Annotated in this window: 17 protein-coding genes and 1 pseudogene; 14 read left to right on the top strand and 4 right to left on the bottom strand. The window is 71.1% G+C overall.

Features of this window, described 5'->3' with window-relative positions; all coding sequences use genetic code 11:
* On the bottom strand, positions 1–1,045 hold a 1,045-nt coding region (locus F6X68_RS12645; protein ID WP_151454461.1), incomplete at its 3' end, for a LacI family DNA-binding transcriptional regulator.
* A gap of 200 nt (positions 1,046–1,245) precedes the next feature.
* Here F6X68_RS12645 and F6X68_RS12650 point away from each other — a divergent pair.
* The 4 genes from F6X68_RS12650 (at position 1,246) to F6X68_RS12665 (ending at position 6,984) form a co-directional block, all read left to right on the top strand.
* Positions 1,246–2,496, top strand: a complete 1,251-nt coding sequence (locus tag F6X68_RS12650; protein WP_151454462.1) for a maltose ABC transporter substrate-binding protein — start codon at positions 1,246–1,248, stop codon at positions 2,494–2,496.
* The gene (locus F6X68_RS12655; protein ID WP_151454463.1) at positions 2,496–4,136 is read left to right on the top strand and encodes an ABC transporter permease subunit; all 1,641 of its coding nucleotides are present in this window, start codon (positions 2,496–2,498) and stop codon (positions 4,134–4,136) included. Before F6X68_RS12650 ends, F6X68_RS12655 begins: the two co-directional genes overlap by 1 nt.
* Positions 4,133–5,029, top strand: coding sequence for a sugar ABC transporter permease (locus F6X68_RS12660; RefSeq protein ID WP_151454464.1), 897 nt, complete (start codon positions 4,133–4,135; stop codon positions 5,027–5,029). The genes F6X68_RS12655 and F6X68_RS12660 overlap by 4 nt, the downstream gene beginning before the upstream one ends.
* Positions 5,030–5,172: 143 nt before the next feature.
* On the top strand, positions 5,173–6,984 hold the full coding sequence (locus tag F6X68_RS12665) for a glycoside hydrolase family 13 protein (RefSeq protein ID WP_151454465.1): 1,812 nt from the start codon (positions 5,173–5,175) through the stop codon (positions 6,982–6,984).
* An 828-nt stretch (positions 6,985–7,812) separates the two neighbouring features.
* Here the strand turns inward: F6X68_RS12665 and F6X68_RS12670 are convergent.
* Positions 7,813–8,682 (bottom strand): annotated as a pseudogene (locus tag F6X68_RS12670) (transposase); the annotation flags it as partial.
* A 173-nt stretch (positions 8,683–8,855) separates the two neighbouring features.
* Between F6X68_RS12670 and F6X68_RS12675 the strand changes: the two are divergent.
* The 8 genes from F6X68_RS12675 to F6X68_RS12710 all read left to right on the top strand — a co-directional run bounded on the left by F6X68_RS12675 (position 8,856) and on the right by F6X68_RS12710 (position 17,911).
* Positions 8,856–9,197: a hypothetical protein gene (locus F6X68_RS12675; RefSeq protein ID WP_132231464.1), complete on the top strand. Its 342-nt coding sequence runs from the start codon at positions 8,856–8,858 to the stop codon at positions 9,195–9,197.
* A gap of 277 nt (positions 9,198–9,474) precedes the next feature.
* Complete coding sequence (locus tag F6X68_RS12680; RefSeq protein ID WP_151454478.1) at positions 9,475–10,539, top strand: BMP family protein; 1,065 nt, start codon at positions 9,475–9,477, stop codon at positions 10,537–10,539.
* A 267-nt stretch (positions 10,540–10,806) separates the two neighbouring features.
* Positions 10,807–12,345 (top strand): ABC transporter ATP-binding protein, encoded by a 1,539-nt coding sequence (locus F6X68_RS12685; RefSeq protein ID WP_370518943.1) that lies wholly within the window; start codon positions 10,807–10,809, stop codon positions 12,343–12,345.
* Entirely contained in the window at positions 12,342–13,703 is a 1,362-nt protein-coding gene (locus F6X68_RS12690) for an ABC transporter permease (RefSeq protein WP_151454466.1), read from the top strand. Before F6X68_RS12685 ends, F6X68_RS12690 begins: the two co-directional genes overlap by 4 nt.
* 3 nt (positions 13,704–13,706) lie before the next feature.
* Positions 13,707–14,987, top strand: coding sequence for an ABC transporter permease (locus tag F6X68_RS12695; protein WP_151454467.1), 1,281 nt, complete (start codon positions 13,707–13,709; stop codon positions 14,985–14,987).
* A 14-nt stretch (positions 14,988–15,001) separates the two neighbouring features.
* Positions 15,002–15,703: a cytidine deaminase gene (locus F6X68_RS12700; RefSeq protein ID WP_151454468.1), complete on the top strand. Its 702-nt coding sequence runs from the start codon at positions 15,002–15,004 to the stop codon at positions 15,701–15,703.
* 136 nt (positions 15,704–15,839) lie between these two features.
* Positions 15,840–17,120 carry a thymidine phosphorylase gene (locus F6X68_RS12705; RefSeq protein ID WP_151454469.1) on the top strand — a complete coding sequence of 427 codons (1,281 nt, stop codon included), beginning with the start codon at positions 15,840–15,842 and terminating at the stop codon, positions 17,118–17,120.
* A gap of 110 nt (positions 17,121–17,230) precedes the next feature.
* Positions 17,231–17,911: a DUF4272 domain-containing protein gene (locus F6X68_RS12710; protein WP_151454470.1), complete on the top strand. Its 681-nt coding sequence runs from the start codon at positions 17,231–17,233 to the stop codon at positions 17,909–17,911.
* Positions 17,912–17,920: 9 nt separating this feature from the next.
* Here F6X68_RS12710 and F6X68_RS12715 read toward each other — a convergent pair whose 3' ends face one another.
* A complete protein-coding gene (locus tag F6X68_RS12715; protein WP_151454471.1) occupies positions 17,921–18,799 on the bottom strand; it encodes a putative RNA methyltransferase in 879 nt (292 codons plus the stop codon).
* A gap of 4 nt (positions 18,800–18,803) precedes the next feature.
* A complete protein-coding gene (locus F6X68_RS12720; protein WP_151454472.1) occupies positions 18,804–19,268 on the bottom strand; it encodes a MarR family winged helix-turn-helix transcriptional regulator in 465 nt (154 codons plus the stop codon).
* A 127-nt stretch (positions 19,269–19,395) separates the two neighbouring features.
* On the opposite strand from F6X68_RS12720, the gene F6X68_RS12725 reads away from it, so the two are divergent.
* On the top strand, positions 19,396–19,809 hold the full coding sequence (locus tag F6X68_RS12725; protein WP_151454473.1) for a PPOX class F420-dependent oxidoreductase: 414 nt from the start codon (positions 19,396–19,398) through the stop codon (positions 19,807–19,809).
* A 56-nt stretch (positions 19,810–19,865) separates the two neighbouring features.
* The gene (locus F6X68_RS12730; RefSeq protein ID WP_132231438.1) at positions 19,866–20,945 is read left to right on the top strand and encodes an adenosine deaminase; all 1,080 of its coding nucleotides are present in this window, start codon (positions 19,866–19,868) and stop codon (positions 20,943–20,945) included.
* The last annotated feature ends 17 nt before the right edge of the window (positions 20,946–20,962 follow it).

The raw sequence follows: 20,962 nt of genomic DNA on the forward strand, positions 1-20,962 counted from the left end.
CGCCGCCGCCCGGGGCCGGCCGCGCGGCGGCGGTGGGGGCGACCGCGGTGGAGCCGCGCACCACCAGTTCCGGGCGGAACACGTACTCCGAGTGCGGGGCGGCGTGCCCGTTGATCTCGTCGACCAGGGCCCGGACGGCGGCGACGGCCATCGCGGCCACCGGCTGCCGCATGGTGGTCAGCGGCGGGTCGGTGAAGGCCATCAGCGGGGAGTCGTCGTAGCCGACCACCGACAGCTCGCCGGGCACCGACATGCCGCGCTGCCGGGCGGCCCGGATCGCGCCGAGCGCCATCAGGTCGGAGCCGCAGACGATGCCGGTGACGCCGCGCTCCAGCAGCCGGGCGGCGGCAGCCTCGCCACCCTCCACACCGAACAGGGAGAGCTCGGCCAGCTCGTCGAGGCCGGCCTCGTCGACGCCGACCAGCCGGCTCATCGCGGCCCGGAAGCCGGCCACCCGGCGCTGCACCGGCACGAACCGGTCCGGGCCGGTGATCAGGCCGATGCGGCGGTGCCCGAGCGCCACCAGGTGGGCCACGGCCAGCTCGGTGGCCTCGCCGTCGTCGCAGGAGACGAAGGGCGCGGGGATGCCGGGCGCGTACCCGTTGATCATCACGACGGGCAGCGGGCGGGCGATCAGGGCCCGGTAGCGGTCGTGATTGGCGGCGGTGTCGGCGTGCAGGCCGGAGACGAAGACTATTCCGGAGACCTGCCGGTCCAGCAGCATCTCGACGTACTCGTCCTCGGTGACCCCGCCGGCCGTCTGGGTGCAGAGCACGGGGGTGAAGCCGCTCTGCGCCAGGGTCGACTCGATCACCTGGGCGAAGGCGGGGAAGATCGGGTTGTCGAGTTCGGGGACCACCAGACCCACGAGACCGGCGCTGCGCTTGCGTAGCCGGGCCGGGCGCTCGTAACCGAGCACATCGAGGGCGGTGAGTACGGCTTGCCGGGTCTCGGGGGCCACTCCCGGGCGGTCGTTGAGCACCCGCGACACCGTGGCCTCGCTGACTTCGGCCTGTTGGGCGATGTCGGACAGTCGAGCGCGCATGGGCGCACTTTAGCTCAAAGGCAAGTTCTTGCGTACACTTCTGCAAGCCCTTCCATTCTCTGCAACCTCTTGCTAACGTCCCCGCAACACGCGAGAGCAGCGGCGCAGCACGCCGAGCGCCGGTTGGCAAGAAACTTACAGAGCTTCCACTGGCGGGATCGCCTCTCCCCCGGCGTGCCGCCATGACGACAGGAGTACCGATGCGCATCCGTACCGCGGGTGTGGTCGCCGTCCTCGGCCTGGCGCTCGCCGCCTCCGGCTGTGGTGGCGACAGCAACGACGAGCCGGCCGCGAAGGAATCCAGCAAGGCCACCGGCGGCAAGCTGGTGATCTGGGCCGACGACAAGCGCGCCGCCGCCCTCAAGCCGTTCGGCGAGAAGTTCGGCAAGGAGAACGGCGTCACGGTCGAGGTCCAGGCCGTCTCCAAGGACCTCCAGACCAACTTCGTCACCGCCTCCCAGCAGGGCAGCGGCCCGGACGTCGTGGTCGGCGCGCACGACTGGATCGGCAACCTGGTGCAGAACGGCGCCATCGACCCGGTCCAGCTCGCCGCCGAGCAGAAGAGCGCCTTCAACGAGACCGCCGTCAAGGCCGTCACGTTCAACGGCCAGCTCTACGGCGTGCCGTACGCCATGGAGAACCTGGCGCTGATCCGCAACACCGAGCTGGCTCCCGAGGCGCCGAAGACCATCGAGGACCTGGTCGCCGCCGGCAAGAAGCTCAAGGCCGAGAAGAAGGCCAGCGAGATCCTCTGCCTCCAGTCCGGCCAGAACGGCGACGCGTACCACATCTACCCGCTCTACACCTCGGCCGGCGGCTACCTCTTCGGCACCGCCGCCAACGGCGACTACGACCCGAAGGACCTGGGCGTGGGCAAGCCGGAGTCGATCGCGGCGTTCCAGAAGATCGCCAAGCTGGGTGAGAAGGGCGAGGGTGCGCTGAAGCGCTCCATCACCGGCGAGAACTCCATCGCCACCTTCACCGGCAAGAAGTGCGCCTTCCTGGTCTCCGGCCCGTGGGCCATCGCCGACGCCAAGAAGGCCAACATCAAGTACGACATCTCCCCGGTCCCCGGCTTCGCCGGTGGCAAGGAGGCCCAGCCGTTCGTGGGCGTCCAGTCCTTCTACGTCGCGGCCAAGGGGCAGAACAAGGCCCTGGCGCAGGAGTTCGTCGCGAACCACGTGACCACCCCGGACCTCGCCATGGCGCTCTACAACGCCGAGCCGCGTCCCCCGGCGCTGACCGCCGCGCTCGACCAGGTCAAGGGCAGCGACCCGGACCTGGCCAAGTTCCAGGAGGCCGGCAAGAACGGCCAGGTGCTCCCGGCGATCCCGGCCATGGCCGCGATCTGGGACCCGTTCGGCAAGGCGGAGGCCGCCATCATCGGCGGCGCCGACCCGGCCAAGACGATCACCGCCGCCGGTAAGACGATCGCCGGCCAGATCAAGTAATGAGCACGTCGTCGTCCGGCCCGGGGACTGCCACGCAGCCTCCGGGCCGGGGGCCCGTACGGTCCGGGTCCCCGCGCACGTCCCGTACCGCGCGGAACCACGCGCCGATCACCCTGACGGGCCTGCTCGTCAAGGTGGTCCTGCTCGGCCTCGTGGCCGGGATCGCGGTCTGGGCGGCGTTCCCGCTCATCGAGGCCGAACTCTGGGTCGGGTTGGCGGTCCTGCTGGCGACCACCGCCGGCCTCTTCTACCTCTACCTGACGCCCCGGCACATCCCCGTCAAGTACCTGATCCCGGGCACGCTCTTCCTGGTGGCGTTCCAGATCATCCCGGTGCTCTACACCGCGAGCACCGCCTTCACGAACTTCGGCGACGGCCACCGGGGCAGCAAGGACGACGCCATCGTCGCCATCCAGAGCGGGTCGGTGACGCAGGTCCCCGGCTCGGTCCAGTACCCGCTGACCGTCGCCACGAAGGGCGACCCGGCCACCGGCGCGCTGGTCTTCCTGGTCACCGACCCGCAGACGAACACCGTCTCCGTCGGCGACACCGAGGGCCTGCGCCCGCTCGACGCCGGCAGCGTCACCGTCGCGCCGGGCGGCAAGGTCACCGCCGCCGACGGCTACCAGATCCTCAACTTCGGCGAGGCCAGCACGCGGAGCAAGGACATCACCGACATGGTGGTGCCGACCTCCGGGGGCGCGCTGCGCTCGTCCGGCCTGTCGCGCGCCTACGAGGGCAAGGCGGTCCGGGCGTACGACGCGGGCTGCGACTGCATCCGCGACAGCGAGACCGGTAAGACCTGGACCGCCGACGGGAAGGTCGGCTCCTTCGTCGCCGCGGACGGCGAGACGCTGGCCCAGGGCTGGCAGGTCAACGTCGGGCTGCGCAACTTCGCCGACGTGCTCACCGATCCGGCCATCTCCGGCCCGTTCTTCAGCACGCTGATCTGGAACTTCGCCTTCGCACTCGGTTCCACCGGCTTCACGTTCCTGCTCGGCATGGGCATCGCGCTGGCGCTGCACTCGCCCCGGATGCGGGGCACGAACTTCTACCGGGTGCTGCTGATCCTGCCCTACGCCATGCCGTCCTTCGCGATGCTGCTGGTCTGGCGGGACATGTTCAACACCGACTTCGGCCTGATCAACAACCTGTTCGGGCTGGGGGTGGACTGGTTCGGCGAGACCTGGTCGGCCCGGCTCGCGGTGCTGCTGGTGCAGCTCTGGCTCGGCTACCCGTACATGTTCCTGGTGACGACCGGCGCGTTGCAGGCCATCCCACGTGAGCTGACCGAGGCCACCTCGGTCGACGGAGCGTCGCCGTTCCAGTCGTTCCGCGCGGTGACCATGCCGCTGCTGCTGGTGGCGATCTCGCCGCTGCTGATCGCGTCCTTCGCGTACAACTTCAACAACTTCAACGCGATCCAGTTCGTCACCGAGGGCGGACCGTTCCCGGCGGACAACCCGACGGCCGGCGCCACCGACCTGCTGATCACCTACACCTACCGGCTGGCCTTCGGCGCCCAGGGCGCCGAGTACGGACTGGCCGCCGCTGTCTCGATCTTCATCTTCGCGATCGTGGCGACGGTGTCGGCGATCAGCTTCTCCCGGACCCGCAAGCAGGAGGAGGTGTACTCGTGAGCACCCGCACCGAAGCGCCCGTCGCCAACCGCAACGCCACCGGACGGCGGAACCGCTGGTTCGCCCAGGTGGGATGGCGGCACCTGGTCGGCATCCTGGCGGTGGCGTTCAGCCTCTTCCCGATCCTGTTCGTCGTCTCGGCGGCGCTCAACCCGCTCGGCACGCTCTCCTCCACGGAGCTGGTGCCGACCGGTGCCTCGCTGGAGAACTTCACCAACCTCTTCGAGCGGACCGCCTTCGGTCGCTGGTTCCTCAACTCGCTGCTCCTGGCGGGGGTGGCCAGCTTCGCGTCGATCTTCCTGTCGGCGCTGGCGGCGTACGCCTTCTCCCGGATGCGCTTCGCCGGCCGCCGCGTCGGGCTGCTCTCCCTGCTGCTGATCCAGATGTTCCCGCAGTTCCTGGCGATCGTGGCGATCTTCCTGATCTTCACGAAGGTCACCGAACTGTGGCCGGTGATCGGCTTCAACACCCCGTGGGGTCTCTTCCTGCTCTACATGGGTGCCGCCCTCGGCGCGAACACCTGGCTGATGAAGGGCTTCTTCGACACGCTGCCGAAGGAGCTGGACGAGTCCGCCACCATGGACGGGGCCTCGCACGCCCAGATCTTCTTCCGGATCATGCTGCCGCTGGTGGCGCCGATCCTGGCGGTGACCGGCCTGCTCGCCTTCATCGGTTCGATCAACGAGTTCGTGATCGCCAACGTGTTCCTCACGAACACCAACTCGAAGACCCTCGCGGTCGGCATGTTCGGGCTGGTGGCCGGCGAACGCAACAACAACTTCGGGATCTTCGCGGCGGGCACCCTGCTCACCGCCATCCCGACGGTGCTGGTGTTCCAACTTCTCCAGCGCTACATCGTCAACGGCCTCACGGCCGGGGCGGTCAAGGGCTGAGCCTCCTCGGCTCACCGCTGCGGCAAGGGCGTCGGCGTCCGACGTACACCGGAGCAGTCACGGATCGACCGCCGCGGTCGGGGAACCGGCCGCGGCGGGAGACCCATTTCTCTCCCCGTCCGACCGACGCGAAAGGCGCCACCATGTCCCTGTTGCCGCACCACGACGGCTCCGCCCTGTACGTCCCCGAGCAGGAGCCCGCCCTCGGCGACGTCGTCGACGTCTTCGTCCGGGTGCCGGCCGGCGCCGACGTCCGGCAGGTGCACGTGCGCACCACCGGCGACGGCGAGCCCCGGTTCACCGAGGCGGTCGTCGACCGCACCGACGGCGCCGACGTCTGGTGGCGGGTGCCCGTCGAGGCCCGCAACCCGGTCAGCAACTACCGGTTCATGCTCACCGGCAGCCGCGGCAGCCGCTGGCTGAACGCCGCCGGCGTGGTGGGCCACGACGTGCCCGACAACGGCGACTTCAAGCTGGTCACCCACGCCCCGCCGCCCGCCTGGGCCCGCGACGCGGTGATCTACCAGATCTTCCCGGACCGGTTCGCCCGCTCCGCCGCCGCCGCGGGCCGCGAGGTGCCGGACTGGGCGATCCCGTGCGACTGGGACACCCCGGTGATCGGGCGCGGGCCCGAGACGCCCCGGCAGTTCTACGGCGGCGATCTGGACGGCGTCGCCGAGCGGCTGGACCACCTGGACCGCCTCGGCGTGAACACCGTCTACCTGACCCCGGTCTTCCCGGCCCGCTCCAACCACCGCTACGACGCGGCCAGCTTTGACACCGTCGACCCGCTGCTCGGCGGGGACGCCGCCCTGGCCCGCCTCGCCGACGCCGTACGCGCCCGGGGCTGGCGGCTGCTCGGCGACATCACCAGCAACCACACCGGCGACGCGCACGAGTGGTTCACCAGGGCCGCCTCCGACGTGTCCGCGCCCGAGCGGGAGCTGTACTACTTCGACGAGGTCTCCGGTGACTACGAGTCCTGGAACGGGGTCAAGTCGCTGCCGAAGCTGAACTGGGGCAGCGCCCAGCTGCGCCGGCGCTTCGCCACCGCCGACGACTCGCTGCTGCGCCGCTGGCTGCGCTCCCCGTACGGGCTGGACGGCTGGCGGGTGGACGTGGCGAACATGACCGGGCGGCGGGGCGCGGACGCGTACACGCACGAGGTGGCGGCGCTGCTGCGCGAGGTGGTCGCCCGGACCCGGGCCGACGCCCTGCTGATGGCCGAGCACGGTCACGACCACACCGGCGACCTCGACCGCAACGGCTGGCACGGCACGATGAACTACGTCGGCTTCACCGACCCGGTCTGGTCCTGGCTGCGGCACGGCGACCAGCCCGTACCGAACTTCCTCGGCACGCCGGGCGGGGTGGTGCGCCGGGACGCGGACGCGGTGCTCGCCACCATGGACGCCTACCGCTCGCTGGTCTCCTGGCGGTCGTACACCCACTCGTGGCAGCTGCTCGGGTCGCACGACTCCGCCCGGATCCGCACGGTGGTCGGCGACGCCGCGCGGCAGGAGGTGGCCGCCGGCCTGCTCGCCACCATGCCCGGCACTCCGATGATCTTCGCGGGCGACGAGCTGGGCCTGACGGGCAGCAACGGCGAGGGCTCGCGTACGCCGATGCCGTGGCACCGGCCGGAGAGCTGGGACGCCGTGACGTTCGCCGCGTACCGTGCCCTGGTGGCGCTGCGTCGCGCGGAGCCCGCGCTGCGCCACGGCGGCCTGCGCTGGCTGCGCGCCGACGCGGACACCCTGGTCTTCCTGCGCGAGGCCCCGACCGGCACGGTGCTGGTGCTGGCCCGCCGTGCGGCTGGCGAGCCGCTGCGCCTGACCGGGCTGGGTCCGGCCGAGAACCTGTACGGCGGCGCCCCCGCCCTGCGCCCCGACGCCGACGGCGCGGTCACCCTCCCGGCGGACGGCCCCACCTTCCAGGCATGGCGCTTCCTCTGACCCCCACCCTGCCATGTCCCTGGCCCTACAAACACCGGCGGTCCGCCACCACGATCAGCAGCGCAAGCGGGTGACGGCACACACGCGCGAGTGGCGACGCGCCACAGCATCGAATTTAGAGTAATAGTTGCTGAGTGATGACGAGTTCAATAGAAATTTGCGGGAGGTCTTCGACAGGATGAAGCGGGCGGGCTGACGAGGGCGACTGTAACTGTCAGTGACGGGCTTGCGCCGCGATCTTCCGCATAGTAGAAATAGACGCACGCCGAAGCAGTAGGGTGCGTCGATACTTGTAGTCACCATGAAGGGTGAAGTATGACTGTACGGGGAAATGCTCGACTAAAGCGAGCGGTAGTTGTGGCCTCTTCTGTCGCCGTCGCGGCCCTTGGAGTCGCGCTTCCTGCGAGTCCGGCAGTTGCTGCTCCCACAGGATGCTCGTACGACAACAAGTACGGCCCGCCGGGTGAGGTTTGGGCGTACTGCTCAGGCGGCACTGGCTACTATCGTGCCGTCGCGTACTGCTCAACGACCCCGGGGGGGTACGGCGTGTACAAGTTCGGGGCTTGGCGTGGAGCGCTGTCGGGCGATTATTCCGTAGCCCAGTGCGGCAGCAGCTACCCATATCTAGTTGCAGGGACGTACGAGACTAAGTAATGCCCGGCAAAAGAGGAGTCGGCGAAGTGTCGGCTCCTCTTTTGCTGTCATCTTTTCGTATCCCGTCGAACCGCATCCGATGATCCTGGTCGCCGGCCGGGTCGCCCCGCTGTTCGGCCTTCTGGCGTTTGGCCTCCCCGCCGAGGCCTTGCAGATACTGATAGGCCGACCTGGTTAATGTGATGCGTGATCGTGTCGCTTGGGGGTGGGTCGACGGTGTGAGGTGTTCCGATGGCGGTGGTCTGCCTGCGGGGTGTCCCTATGGGTTTCGTCAATCGGGGACCGGGCTGGTGGGGCGTGTTGGTAGGGGATCTTGTCGCGGAGCATGGCGTAGAGGACGTCGCAGCGGCGTCGGGCAAGGCAGATGAGGGCGGCGTTGTGGCGTTGCCTTCGGCGCGTTTCCGGTCGCAGTAGGCGCGGCTGACGGGGTCGGCCAAGGCGGCGAACGCGGCGAGGAAGAGGGCCCGTTTGAGGTTCTTGTTGCCGCCTCGGGGTGGATGTTCGCCGCGGATGCTGCTGCCGGATCCACGACCGGGACCGGCCGATCACGGTGCTCTCCGCGTCGGGTGACGGGTGCCAGGCCAGCGTAGGCGGCGAGGTGTCCGGGGGGTGGGGAAGGCGGTGCCGTCGCCGACTTCGAGCAGGATCCGGGCGGCGGTCCTGACACCGATGCCGGACATCGAGGTCAGGACCTCGGCAAGAGGGTGCACATCAAGTATCCCCTCGACCTCGGGGGCGACCTGATCTCGCTGTTGGAGCACGCCGCGCAGGCTGTCGGCCAGCCGGGCAAGATCTTGTCCGCCGCGGCGGTGCCGGGAAGGATGACGGTCTGCTCGTCCAGGGCGGACTGGATGCGTCGATGAGGCGTTCACCCATGCGTGGTGCGTTCTTCGACGCGATCGACAGCAGCTTGCGGCGGCCGGCTTTGAGCAGCCCGGCCGGGCCGCCGCAGCGTGACAGCAGTTCCAGGACGGCCTTGTGTTGAATGTTCTTGCCGGACGCTCGTTCCAGGGCCGGGTGAATCTGAGTGAGCAGGCCACGGATCTCAACCAGCTCCGTTCAGTGCGCTTCGGGCGCTGGGTGCGGTCGACCGCTCGCCGTTCTAGCCAGGTACGCGCTGGTCGCGCGGTCCTGGTGCTGCTGACTCGCCGCCCGTCCGGGTAGCGACGCACACGCCCAGCTACTACGTTCCGTCGTTGATAGGGCAGGATGTGCCCGTGGAAGCTCTGAGACTGATACTTCGCTACGTCCATTTGATCGGTTTCGCCCTGCTGCTCGGCGGCGCGATCGTCCAGTACATCAGCGGGAAGCTGCGGATCAACCCGGCCATGCTCTGGGGGTCCGTGATCATGCTGGCGACCGGGATCGGCCTCTCGGCGCCGCTGCGTGACGGCGACGAGCCGGCCCCCGCGAAACTTGTTACCAAGTTGGTGCTCGCCATACTGATCTTTGTCATGGTCTTCTTTTCCCGGAAGCGCGACGTGGTCAACCGTGGGCACTTCCTGGCAATCGTCGGGTTGACCCTGGTCAACGCGGCGGTGGCCGTCTTCTGGCGGTAACGTCACCGGCAGGGGACGACGCGCAGAACCGGACGTTCCGCGACGCCCCGCCGCGCACCTACCAGCACTGAGAGTGATCTGCCCCACCTAAGGGTTACGTAGGGGTAACAGGCGCTCAACAGTCGTGCACGATTGTCGGCCGGTGGGTGGGCGCGGGCGTACGCTCCCGTCCGTAACGTGGGACGCCGGCGGCGCAGCGCAGGCCGGCTCAAAGGGCTGCCACCGTGCAGGACGCGGTGTGCAATGGGAAGGAGACGTCTTGCGCTCTGTGCGTGGGATGCGGATTGCCTCCGTCTTCGCGATGGGTGGGCTCGTGCTGAGTGCCGCCGCGTGTGGCGAGGCTCCCGAGGAGAACAACAACGCCGGCAGTGGCGACAAGAAGTACAGCGCCTGCATGGTGACCGACGTCGGCGGCATCGACGACAAGTCGTTCAACACCTCCGCCTGGAAGGGCCTGGAGGAGGCGAAGAAGGCCAACGACAAGATCGACATCAAGTACGTCGCGTCGAAGGCCGAGGCGGACTACGAGGTCAACCTGACCCAGTACGTCAACCAGAAGTGCGACTTCATCCTGGCCGTCGGCGGCCTGATGGAGAACGCCACCAAGAAGGTCGCCCAGGCGAACCCGAACCAGCAGTTCGGCATCGTCGACTCCAAGCCGGGCGTGGACAACGTCTACCCGATGCAGTTCGACACCGCCCAGGCCGGCTTCCTCGCCGGTTACCTGGCCGCCGGCATGAGCAAGAGCGGCACGGTGGGCACCTACGGCGGCCTGCCGATCTCGCCGGTCACCATCTTCATGGACGGTTACGCCGACGGCGTCGCGCACTACAACAAGACCAAGAGCAAGAGCGTGAAGGTCGTCGGCTGGGACAAGGCCACCCAGAAGGGCTCCTTCACCAACGACTTCGTCAAGCAGGACGAGGGCAAGAAGGTCAGCGACGCGCTGGTCGCCCAGGGCGCCGACATCATCATGCCGGTCGCCGGCGGCGCGGGCCTCGGCACCACCGGCGCCGCGAAGGCGTCGGGCGGCAAGTACAACACCATCTGGGTGGACGTCGACGGCTGCGAGAGCACCCAGGACTGCGCGGCGATCATCACCACCGTCGAGAAGAACATCCCGGACGCCGTCAAGGAGGCCGTCGTCAAGGCCGCCGGCGGCGAGAAGCTGTCGGCCACCCCGGGCTACCTCGGCAACCTGTCCAACAACGGCGTCGGGCTCGCCCCGTACCACGAGTTCGACGGCAAGGTCCCGGCCGAGCTGAAGGCCGAGATCGACAAGCTGAAGGCGGACATCGCCGCCGGCACCGTCACCGTCACCTCCGCGGCCCAGCCGAAGTGAGGCTCCGCCGGCCGCCCGTGGTGAGACGATCACCCCGGTAGGCCGGCGGGCGGTACAGCACGACGATCCGGCCGCCCCGGCGTCGTGGGGGAATCCACCCCACGGCGCCGGGGCGGCCGATCCGCTCCAACCCGACGACGGCCCCGCGCCGCGAGCGGTCCACCGGCAGCTACGCTGCACCATCGCTTCGCACTCCAGGAGGTTGCGCTGAGACTCGAACTGCGCGGCATCACCAAGCGGTTCGGTGATCTGGTCGCCAACGATCACATCGACCTGACGGTGGAGCCTGGAGAGATCCACGCCCTGCTCGGCGAGAACGGCGCCGGCAAGTCGACCCTGATGAACGTGCTCTACGGGCTCTACCAGCCCGACGAGGGCGAGATCCTGGTCGACGGCGCGCCGCTGAAGCTGCGGGGACCGTCGGACGCGATCGGTGCCGGGATCGGCATGGTGCACCAGCACTTCATGCTGGTGCCCGTCTTCACCGTCACCGAGAACATCATGCTCGGCGCCGAGCAGGTCCGGGGCGGCATCGCCGGCTTCCTGGACCGGCGGCGGGCCCGACGCGAGGTCGCCGAGGTCTCCGAGCGGTACAACCTGCGGGTCGACCCGGACGCGGTGATCGAGGACCTGCCGGTCGGCATCCAGCAGCGGGTGGAGATCGTCAAGGCGCTCACCCGCGACGTCGACCTGCTCATCCTCGACGAGCCGACGGCCGTGCTCACGCCGCAGGAGACGGACGAGCTGCTCACCGTGATGCGGTCGCTCAAGGCCGCCGGCAAGTCGATCGTCTTCATCACCCACAAGCTTGGCGAGGTCAAGGCCATCGCCGACCGGATCACCGTGATCAGGCGGGGGAAGACCGTCGGCACCGCCTCCCCCGAGGCGAGCCGCGACGAGCTGGCCGCGCTGATGGTCGGCCGCAGCGTCCGGCTCACCGTGGACAAGGAGACCGCCACCCCCGGCAAGCCGGTCCTGGAGCTCTCCGGCCTGGTCGTCGACGACGACCGGCAGATCCGCGCGGTCGACGGGGTGGACCTGACCGTACGCGCGGGCGAGGTGCTCGGGATCGCGGGCGTGCAGGGCAACGGCCAGACCGAGCTGATCGAGGCGATCATGGGGCTGCGCCCGACGCTCGCCGGCACGGTCACCCTCGACGGGCAGCGGGTCAACGGCTGGTCGACCAAGAAGGTGCTGCGCGCCGGCGTCGGCTACGTGCCGGAGGACCGCAGCGTCGACGGCGTCGTCAAGGAGTTCTCCGTCGCGGAGAACCTGGTGCTCGACATCTACGACCGGCCGCCCTTCGGCAGGGGCCTGGCGCTCAAGCCGGACGTCATCGCCAAGTCGGCGAAGGAGCGGATCGCGCAGTTCGACGTGCGCACCTCCTCGGCCGACGCCCCCGTCGGCACCCTCTCCGGCGGCAACCAGCAGAAGGTGATCGTGGCGCGGGAGCTGTCCCGGCCGCTGAAGCTCTTCATCGCCGCCCAGCCGACCCGCGGCGTCGACGTCGGGTCGATCGAGTTCATCCACAGCCAGGTCATCCGGGAACGGGACGTCGGCACCGCCGTCATGGTGGTCTCCAGCGAGCTCGACGAGGTGATCGGCCTGGCCGACCGGATCGCGGTCATGTACCGCGGCCGGATCATCGGCATCGTCGGCCCGGACACCCCCCGCGAGGAGATCGGCCTGCTGATGGCCGGCATCACCCCCGACGCGGCGCCCGCCGCCGCGACCGGCACGACCCCGGCCGACGGCGGTGCGGCGGCCCCCGCCGCCGAGGGCCCTGGTAGCAAGGACGAGGCATGACGAACCCGAACCCCGGGTCGGGCTCCCCGGGCAACCCGAACCCCCCGTCGGGCTCCCCGGACAAGGAGCCGGCGACCGAGGCGCAGGCCGCGCAGACCGCGCTCGGCAACACCGAGCGCGCCGGTACGGCCACCTCCCCGAAGGTCCCGGCCCCGGAGGCGAAGCCCTCGCTGGGCCGGCTGTTCCTGGACAACCTCTGGGCGGCGAACACCTTCACGGTGACCCTGCTGTCGCTGGTGCTGGCGATGATCGTCGGCGCGATCCTGATGATCGTGTCCGATCCCGACGTGCTCGCCACCTACAGCTACATCACGGCCCGGCCGGCCGACGCGCTCAACGCGAGCTGGACGCTGGTCAGCGAGGCGTACGGCAACCTGTTCAAGGGCGCGGTCTTCGACCCGGACGCAGTCGGCTTCCAGGCGGTGATGAGCCCGATCTCGGAGACGCTCACCTACACCGCGCCGCTGGTCTTCACCGGCCTGTCGGTGGCGCTGGCCTTCCGGGGCGGCCTGTTCAACATCGGCGCCCAGGGCCAGGCCACCATGGGCGTGATCCTGGCCGCGCTGGCGGGCTTCCTGCTGCCGCTGCCGCCCGGCCTGCACCTGCTCGTCGCGGTGCTCGCCGGCGCGCTCGGCGGGGCGATCTGGGGCTTCATCCCGGGCATCCTCAAGGCGCGCACCGGCGCCCACGAGGTGATCAACACGATCATGCTCAACTACGTCGCCACGTACTTCCTGACCTGGATCATCGTGCAGAACGGCGTCCAGGACCCGAACCGTACGGACGCGATCAGCAAGCCGGTCGACGGCTCGGCGCAGCTGCCCCGGCTGCTCGGCGACGGGCTGCGGGTGCACGCCGGCATCATCCTGGCGGTGCTGGCGACCTGGGCGGTCTGGTGGCTGCTCAACCGGTCCACGCTCGGCTTCGAGCTGCGCGCCGTCGGCGCCAACCCCGACGCCGCGCGGACCGCCGGCATCAGCGTCACCCGGACGTACGTCCTGATCATGGTCTTCGCCGGGATCCTGGCCGGCCTCGGCGGCTCCAACATGGTGCTCGGCTCCACCGCCAGCGCGCTGACCCCGCTGGTGGTCGCGCAGATCGGCTTCGACGGCATCCTGGTGGCGCTGCTCGGCCGCGTGAAGCCGTGGGGCGTCGCGCTGGCCGCGCTGCTCTTCGGCGCGCTCCAGGCCGGCGGCAACCGGATGCAGTCCTACTCGGGCATCTCGCTGGAGCTGGTCACCGTGCTCCAGGCGCTGATCGTCATCTTCATCGCCGCGCCGGCCCTGGTGAAGGCGATCTTCCAGCTCCGGGCAGCCCGCGCCGCCCGGTTGCAGACGAGCCTGGCGAAGGGCTGGTAACTCATGTCCACCATGGCTGTCGAAGACGTCGCGGTCGCCCCCGTCGACCAGGGCTTCTGGACCCGTACCCGCAAGGTCGGCGCCGTGCTGCTCGCCCTCGGCCTGCTGGCGACGGTGCTGTTCGGGGCGCTCGCCACCGGCGAGCAGGCCCGCTTCACCCTCAGCGAGGACGCCGCCGGCGCCGCGCTCGAGATCCACGGCACTGTCGGCGCGATCCTCTTCGGCCTCGTCGCGGTCGCCGCCGGCGTCGCGATGCTCGCCGGGCTGCCGAAGCGCTGGTTCACCCTCGTGCTCGGCGTCGGCCTGGTCGGCTTCGTGCTGTCGTTCCTCTGCTGGCAGGTCTCCGACGCGCCGGCCGGGCAGAACTTCATGCCGCTGGTCAACATCCTCCGGGGCACCTTCATCCTGGCCCTGCCGCTGGTCTTCGGCGCCCTGGCCGGCGTGCTCTGCGAGCGCTCCGGCGTGGTCAACGTCGCCATCGAGGGGCAGCTGCTGATGGGCGCCTTCAGCGGCGCGCTCTTCGGCAGCCTCTCCGGCAGCGTCTGGGTCGGCCTGGTCGCCGCGGCGATCGGCGGCGCGTTCATCTCGCTGCTGCTGGCCGTCTTCTCGATCCGCTACCTGGTCGACCAGGTCGTCATGGGCATCGTGCTCAACCTGCTGGCCGTCGGCGTCACCGGCTTCCTCTACGAGCGGCTGATGCAGACCAACGCGCAGAAGTACAACAGCGCCCCCCGGTTCGGCAACTGGGAGATCCCGCTGCTGTCGGACATCCCGCTGCTCGGCCCGGCGCTGTTCCGGGGCAACATCTTCCTCTACCTCGGCCTGCTGCTGGTGCTGGTCATCCACATCGCGCTGTTCCGCACCCGGTGGGGCCTGCGCACCCGCTCGGTCGGCGAGCACCCCACCGCCGCCGACACCCTGGGCGTCAAGGTGCTCGGGCTGCGCTACCGCAACGTGCTGCTCGCCGGGGTGGTCGCCGGCATCGGCGGCGCGTCCTACACGCTGGCGCTCTACTCGTTCACCAAGAACATGATCGGCGGCAAGGGCTTCATCGCCCTGGCCGCGCTCATCTTCGGCCGGTGGAGCCCGACGGGGGCGCTGCTCGCGGCGCTCTTCTTCGGCTTCGCCGACCAGCTCGCCACCTACCTGGGCGCCATCAACAGCGTGATCCCGAACCAGTTCCTGGCCATGCTGCCCTACCTGGCGACCATCCTGGCGGTGGCCGGGCTCGTCGGTCGGGTCCGGGCGCCGGCCGCCGACGGCAAGCCGTACATCAAGGGCTGACGGGGGAGTACCACATGGAGATCGACTGGGAGCGGCTGCGGGCCGCCGCCACCGAGGTGATGCGGCACGCGTACGTGCCGTACTCGAAGTTCCCGGTCGGGGCGGCCGCGCTTGTCGACGACGGCCGGGTGGTGGTCGGCTGCAACGTGGAGAACGCCGCGTACGGCGTGGTGCTCTGCGCCGAGTGCGGCGTGGTCTCCTCGCTGCACGCCACCGGCGGCGGCCGGATCGTGGCCCTGTCCTGCGTCGACGCCACCGGCGAGCCGCTGATGCCGTGCGGCCGGTGCCGCCAGCTGCTCTGGGAGCAGGGCGGCCCGGAGTGCCTCATCGAGGCGAGGGGCGGGCCGCTGCGGATGGCCGAGCTGCTGCCGCACGCCTTCGACGTGACCGACCTGGAGGCCGTGACGGGGGAAGCCCCGGTGCCCGTGGTGCCGGAGCGGCTGGCCGCCTGGCGCGGGCGCGGCACGGTCTTCGTGCACCCCGACCTCTCCGCCGGCCAGCAGGTCTGGACCGGCTACTGGGAGCGGTCCGCGGGCGACGACGACGGCGCCGAGACCGGCGTGCTGGAGGAGGGCCCGAGCTGGGACGAGCCGGCTGAGGCGATCGCCTGGGGCCTCGCCCGTACGCCCCGGGTGGTGGTCGTGGACGCCTCGGGGGCGATCTTCTGGGCCGGCGAGGGTGAGCCGCCGATGGAGATCCCGGTCCGCTGGGGTTGAGCTTTTGGGGCTCGGGCCGACCGTGCCCGGCTCCGGGCGGTCAGGCTTGATCCCTCCGCCGGGCACGGTCGGCCCGAGCCCTCGGTGGTCGCGGTCCGCGTGCCGGTATCTGCATACGACTAGGAAGATCTTTCTGATGAGTGCTTTCACGGCGGTTGACGTCATCCGGGTCAAGCGGGACGGAGGTGTGCTCTCCGACGCGCAGATCGACTGGGTGGTGGACGCGTACACCCGGGGGGTGGTCGCCGACGAGCAGATGTCGGCGCTGGCCATGGCGATCCTGCTGCGCGGCATGACCGGGCCGGAGATCGCCCGGTGGACCGCCGCGATGATCGCCAGCGGGGAGCGGCTCGACCTCTCCGCCGTCGACCGGCCGACCGTCGACAAGCACTCCACCGGCGGCGTCGGCGATAAGATCACCCTGCCGCTCACCCCGCTGGTCGCGGCCTGCGGTGCCGCCGTGCCGCAGCTCAGCGGCCGGGGCCTCGGGCACACCGGCGGCACGCTGGACAAGCTGGAGTCGATCCCGGGTTGGCGGGCGGCGCTGGGCAACGACGAGTTCACCGCCCAGCTCCGGGACGTCGGCGCGGCGATCTGCGCGGCCGGCGCGGGGCTCGCGCCCGCCGATCGCAAGCTGTACGCGCTGCGCGACGTGACCGGGACCGTCGAGGCCATCCCGCTGATCGCCAGCTCGATCATGAGCAAGAAGATCGCCGAGGGCACCGGCGCGCTGGTGCTCGACGTGAAGGTCGGCTCCGGCGCGTTCATGAAGTCCGTCGAGCAGGCCCGCGAGCTGGCCCGGACGATGGTGGAGCTGGGCGGCGCGCACGGCGTACGGACCGTCGCCCTGCTCACCGAGATGTCCACCCCGCTGGGCCTGGCCATCGGCAACGCCGTCGAGGTGACCGAGTCCGTCGAGGTGCTCGCCGGGGGCGGTCCCGCCGACGTGGTCGAGCTGACCCTGGCGCTGGCCCGCGAGATGCTCGACGCGGCCGGGCTGCCGGACGTCGACCCGGCGGCGGCCCTGCGTGACGGCCGGGCGATGGACTCCTGGCGGGCGATGATCCGCGCCCAGGGCGGCGACCCGGACGCCCCGATGCCGACCGCGAACGAGGTCGAGGTGGTCCGCGCGGACACGGACGGCTTCGTCGCGGCGATCGACGCGTACGACATGGGGGTGGCGGCCTGGCGGCTCGGCGCCGGGCGGGCCCGCAAGGAGGACCCGGTCAGCGTGCCGGCGGGGGTCGTGCTGCACCGGCGTCCGGGCGACCCGGTGCGGGCGGGCGACGTCCTCTTCGAACTGCGGGCGGAGGACGCCGCCCGGATCCCGGCGGCCCGGGAGGACGCCGCGCGGGCGGTACGGATCGGGCCGACCGCACCCGCCGCGACGCCGCTGGTCATCGAGCGGATCGGCTGAGCGCGGCGGTCACCGGGGCGGCATGGTGCCGGCCCGCTCGGACCGCTATCCTCCCTGGCCAGGGGGGACAACCGGCGCCGAGTCGTCGCGAGCAGACAGGAAATTTCGCCGTGACCGTACCTGCCCCCGATCCACGGGAGGTGCGTGAGGCGAGCCTGGACGAGCTGTCCCGGCTGGGCCTCCCGCTGCCGCCCGCCCAGTTCCCGCTCGTGTGGGAGCCCGGCGACCAGATCGAGCTCCGTCCCACCGTGGAGATCGAGGCCCGCATCGCGGTGCTGCACCTGATCCTGGCCCGCTGCTTCGGGATGCCGCCGCAGTCGGCGATGAGCTGGCTGCTCGCCTCGCACCTGGTCGACATGGTCACGCCGCCGGAGTTCCAGTTCGTGACCGGAGGCAAGGGCGACCACCGGTCGTTCGTGCTGCACCACGACGCGCTCTTCGCGCTGGCCTGGGTGCTCGGCCTGACCAAGCAGCTCGACCCGACGCTGCCGGTCGACGAGCGGCTGGTGGAGCGGATGCCGCACATCCACGACGGGGAGACCTTCGGCCACTGGCGGGCCCGGATCCTCACCGCCCCGCAGCACCCCGCCGACGCGGCCGCCCTGCTGGACCTGCACTACTGCCTGGACTGGGCCTACCTGGAGACGGAACGGGCCGGCCGTACGCCGCCGGGGCTGGTGGACGCGAACGCCATCGGTCAGCGCCGGTGGGCCCTGGAGTGGGCGGTGATGCTGCGCGGGCCGTACCACGACGAGCCCCCCGGCTGGGAAGAGGTCGACCTCTCCACCTGACCCGGGCGTTCAGCGCGGTGCGGGGCGCCAGACGGTCAGGCGTACCGCGACGGTCACCCGGACCGGCTCGGCGAGGGCGGCGACCCGGGCGGCGAGCCCGGCCGGGTCGGTGTGCCAGGCGCTGGGGCCCATCCCGACCAGCGTCGCGACCTCCGGGCCGGTCAGCGCCAGCTCCCGCCGGTGCAGGGTGGACGCCGCCGGGGTGAAGTGCCCGCCCAGGCTCTCGGCGACCCGGTCCGCCTTGGCCGGGTCCACCCGCAGCAGGCCGAGGGCGCCGACCAGTTCGGTGAGGTGGTCCTCGGCCGGCGTGACCACCAGCAGGGTGCCGGCCGGGTCGAGGACCCGGTGGAACTCCGCGCCGTTGCGCGGCGCGAAGACGTTCAGCAGCACGGCCGCGCCGGCGTCGGCCAGGGGGAGTCGCTGCCAGGTGTCGGCGAGCGCCGCCGCCGCGCGCGGGTGCGCCCGGGCGGCCCGGCGCAGCGCCGGCTTCGACACGTCCAGGGCGAGACCCGCCGCGTCCGGCAGCGCCGCCAGCACCGCCGCGAGGTGCCGGCCGGTCCCCGCCCCGGCGTCCACCACCAGGGGGTACGCCCCGTCGGCGCGCGCCTCGGCGACGTGCCGTACGGCCTGGGTCGCGGCGGTGGCGAGGGCGGCCGAGACGAGGTCGTAGTGGCCGGCGGCGAGGAAGTCGGCGCGGGCGGCCACCATCTCGGCGGTGTCCCCGGCGTGCGGGGCGCGGCCGGCGAGCAGGTTGACGTAGCCCTGGCGAGCCACGTCGAAGCTGTGCCGGCGCGGGCAGCGCAGCGCGCGGGCGCCGCCGGTGGCGACCTCGGTCAGCGGCTCGGCGCAGACCGGGCAGCGGAGCCGGTCCACGATGCGGGGGTCCACCGGCTCATTCTCCGGGTCGGGTGAGGTGGTCGACCACCCGGTGGGTGAGCGCGTCCAGCGCGGCGACCTCGTCGGGGGTCAGCAGGTCGATGAGGTGTCGACGGACGGCCGCCACGTGACCGGGGGCGGCGGCCTCGATGGCGCGCCGGCCCTCGGCGGTGAGTACGACGACGGCGCCGCGCCCGTCCGAGGCGCACTCCTCGCGGGTGACGAGGCCGCGCTGCTGCATCCGGGTGAGGTGGTGGGAGAGCCGGCTGCGCGACCAGAGCATCCGGTCGGCCAGCTCGCTGAGCCGCAGCCGCTGGTCGGGTGTCTCCGAGAGGTCGGAGAGCACGTCGTAGTCGGGCTCGGAGAGCCCGGCGTCGCGCATCAGCTCGCGGGCCAGCTCCAGGTCGAGCAGGCGGCGCATCCGCCGGTAGCCCCGCCAGGCGTTCTGCTCGCGCTCGTCCAGCCAGCGTGGTTGTGCCATGCCGATCATCCTAGCCATCTGGTTGACATGTCATCAACCTGCCTCCTACCGTGAGTGACATGTCAACCAGATTGCCGGGCCGGCTGGCCCGGCTCACCGCCGCCCTCGCCCCGCTGCGGGTGACGGCGTGACCGCCCGGCTGTGGGAGCTGTTCGGCGAGCGCGGCCGGGGCGTGCTGGTGACCCTGCGCCGCGACGGCCGGCCCCAGCTGTCCAACCTCGACTTCCTCGCCGAGCCCGGCCTGATCCGCTGCTCCACCACGGACGGCCGGGCCAAGGTGCGCAACCTGCGCCGCGACCCGCGGGCCAGCCTGCACGTCACCACCGCCGACGGCGGGGCCTACGCGGTCGCGGAGGGCGTGGTCACGCTCACCCCACCCGCGGCGGCGCCCGGTGACGCCACCGTCGAGGAGCTGGTCGAGGTCTACCGGCGCATCCGCGGCGAGCACCCCGACTGGGCGGACTACCGGGCGGCGATGGTCGCCGACGGCCGGCTGGTGCTCCGGCTCGCCGTCGAGCGGCTGTACGGCTGGCGTCCCTGACCGGATCCCGGCCGGTCCCGTCGGCCGGTTCCCGTGCGGCCGACTAGGGTCTGAGCATGGTCGCGACAATCCGTTACGAGGACATCGTCAAGGTCCCGAAGGCGCTGCTGCACGATCACCTCGACGGCGGCCTGCGGCCGGCGACGATCGTCGAACTGGCCGCCGAGGTGGGGCACGAACTGCCCACCACCGACCCCGAGGCGCTCGGCCGCTGGTTCGTCGAGGCGGCCGACTCCGGCTCCCTGGAGCGCTACCTCGAGACGTTCGCGCACACCGTCGCCGTCATGCAGACCGCGTCGGCGCTGCGTCGGGTGGCCCGGGAGTGCGCCCAGGACCTGGCCGCCGACGGGGTGGTCTACGCCGAGGTGCGGTTCGCCCCGGAGCAGCACCTGGAGCGGGACCTCACCCTGGACGAGGTGGTCGAGGCGGTGCTGGCCGGCTTCGTCGAGGGCACCGCGCTGGCCGCCGAGGAGGGCCGGCAGATCCGGGTCGGCACGCTGCTCACCGCGATGCGGCACGCCGCCCGGTCGCAGGAGATCGCCGAGCTGGCCGTCCGGCACCGGGACGCCGGGGTGGTCGGCTTCGACATCGCCGGCGCCGAGGCGGGCTTCCCGCCCACCCGGCATCTGGACGCCTTCGAGTACCTCCAGCGGGAAAACTTCCACTTCACCATCCACGCCGGCGAGGCGTTCGGCCTGCCGTCGATCTGGCAGGCGATCCAGTGGTGCGGGGCGGACCGGCTCGGCCACGGGGTGCGGATCGTGGACGACATCACGCCCGGCCCGGAGCCGGTGCTCGGCCGGCTGGCCGCGTACGTGCGGGACAAGCGGATCCCACTGGAGCTGTGCCCGTCCTCGAACGTGCAGACCGGCGCCGCCCCCTCGATCGCCGAGCACCCGATCGGGCTGCTGCGGGACCTGCGGTTCCGGGCGACGGTGAACACCGACAACCGGCTGATGAGCGGCACGTCGATGTCCCGGGAGATGGCCCTGCTGGTGGACGCCTTCGGCTACGGCTGGAAGGAGCTCCAGTGGTTCACCATCAACGCCATGAAGAGCGCCTTCATCCCGTTCGACGAGCGGCTGAAGATCATCGACGAGGTGATCAAGCCCGCGTACGGCAAGCTGCTGGGCTGACCACGGCGGGCCGCCGC

The organism is Micromonospora sp. AMSO12t, assembly GCF_008806585.1.
In the GTDB taxonomy this organism is placed as follows: domain Bacteria; phylum Actinomycetota; class Actinomycetes; order Mycobacteriales; family Micromonosporaceae; genus Micromonospora; species Micromonospora reichwaldensis.

Coding starts and splice junctions, on each gene's coding strand:
- F6X68_RS12700 (WP_151454468.1), top strand. CDS start 15,002: ATGGAGATCGACTGGGAGCGGCTGCGGGCCGCCGCCACCGAGGTGATG.
- F6X68_RS12680 (WP_151454478.1), top strand. CDS start 9,475: ATGCGGATTGCCTCCGTCTTCGCGATGGGTGGGCTCGTGCTGAGTGCC.
- F6X68_RS12650 (WP_151454462.1), top strand. CDS start 1,246: ATGCGCATCCGTACCGCGGGTGTGGTCGCCGTCCTCGGCCTGGCGCTC.
- F6X68_RS12665 (WP_151454465.1), top strand. CDS start 5,173: ATGTCCCTGTTGCCGCACCACGACGGCTCCGCCCTGTACGTCCCCGAG.
- F6X68_RS12730 (WP_132231438.1), top strand. CDS start 19,866: ATGGTCGCGACAATCCGTTACGAGGACATCGTCAAGGTCCCGAAGGCG.
- F6X68_RS12655 (WP_151454463.1), top strand. CDS start 2,496: ATGAGCACGTCGTCGTCCGGCCCGGGGACTGCCACGCAGCCTCCGGGC.
- F6X68_RS12690 (WP_151454466.1), top strand. CDS start 12,342: ATGACGAACCCGAACCCCGGGTCGGGCTCCCCGGGCAACCCGAACCCC.
- F6X68_RS12705 (WP_151454469.1), top strand. CDS start 15,840: ATGAGTGCTTTCACGGCGGTTGACGTCATCCGGGTCAAGCGGGACGGA.
- F6X68_RS12695 (WP_151454467.1), top strand. CDS start 13,707: ATGTCCACCATGGCTGTCGAAGACGTCGCGGTCGCCCCCGTCGACCAG.
- F6X68_RS12720 (WP_151454472.1), bottom strand. CDS start 19,268: ATGGCACAACCACGCTGGCTGGACGAGCGCGAGCAGAACGCCTGGCGG.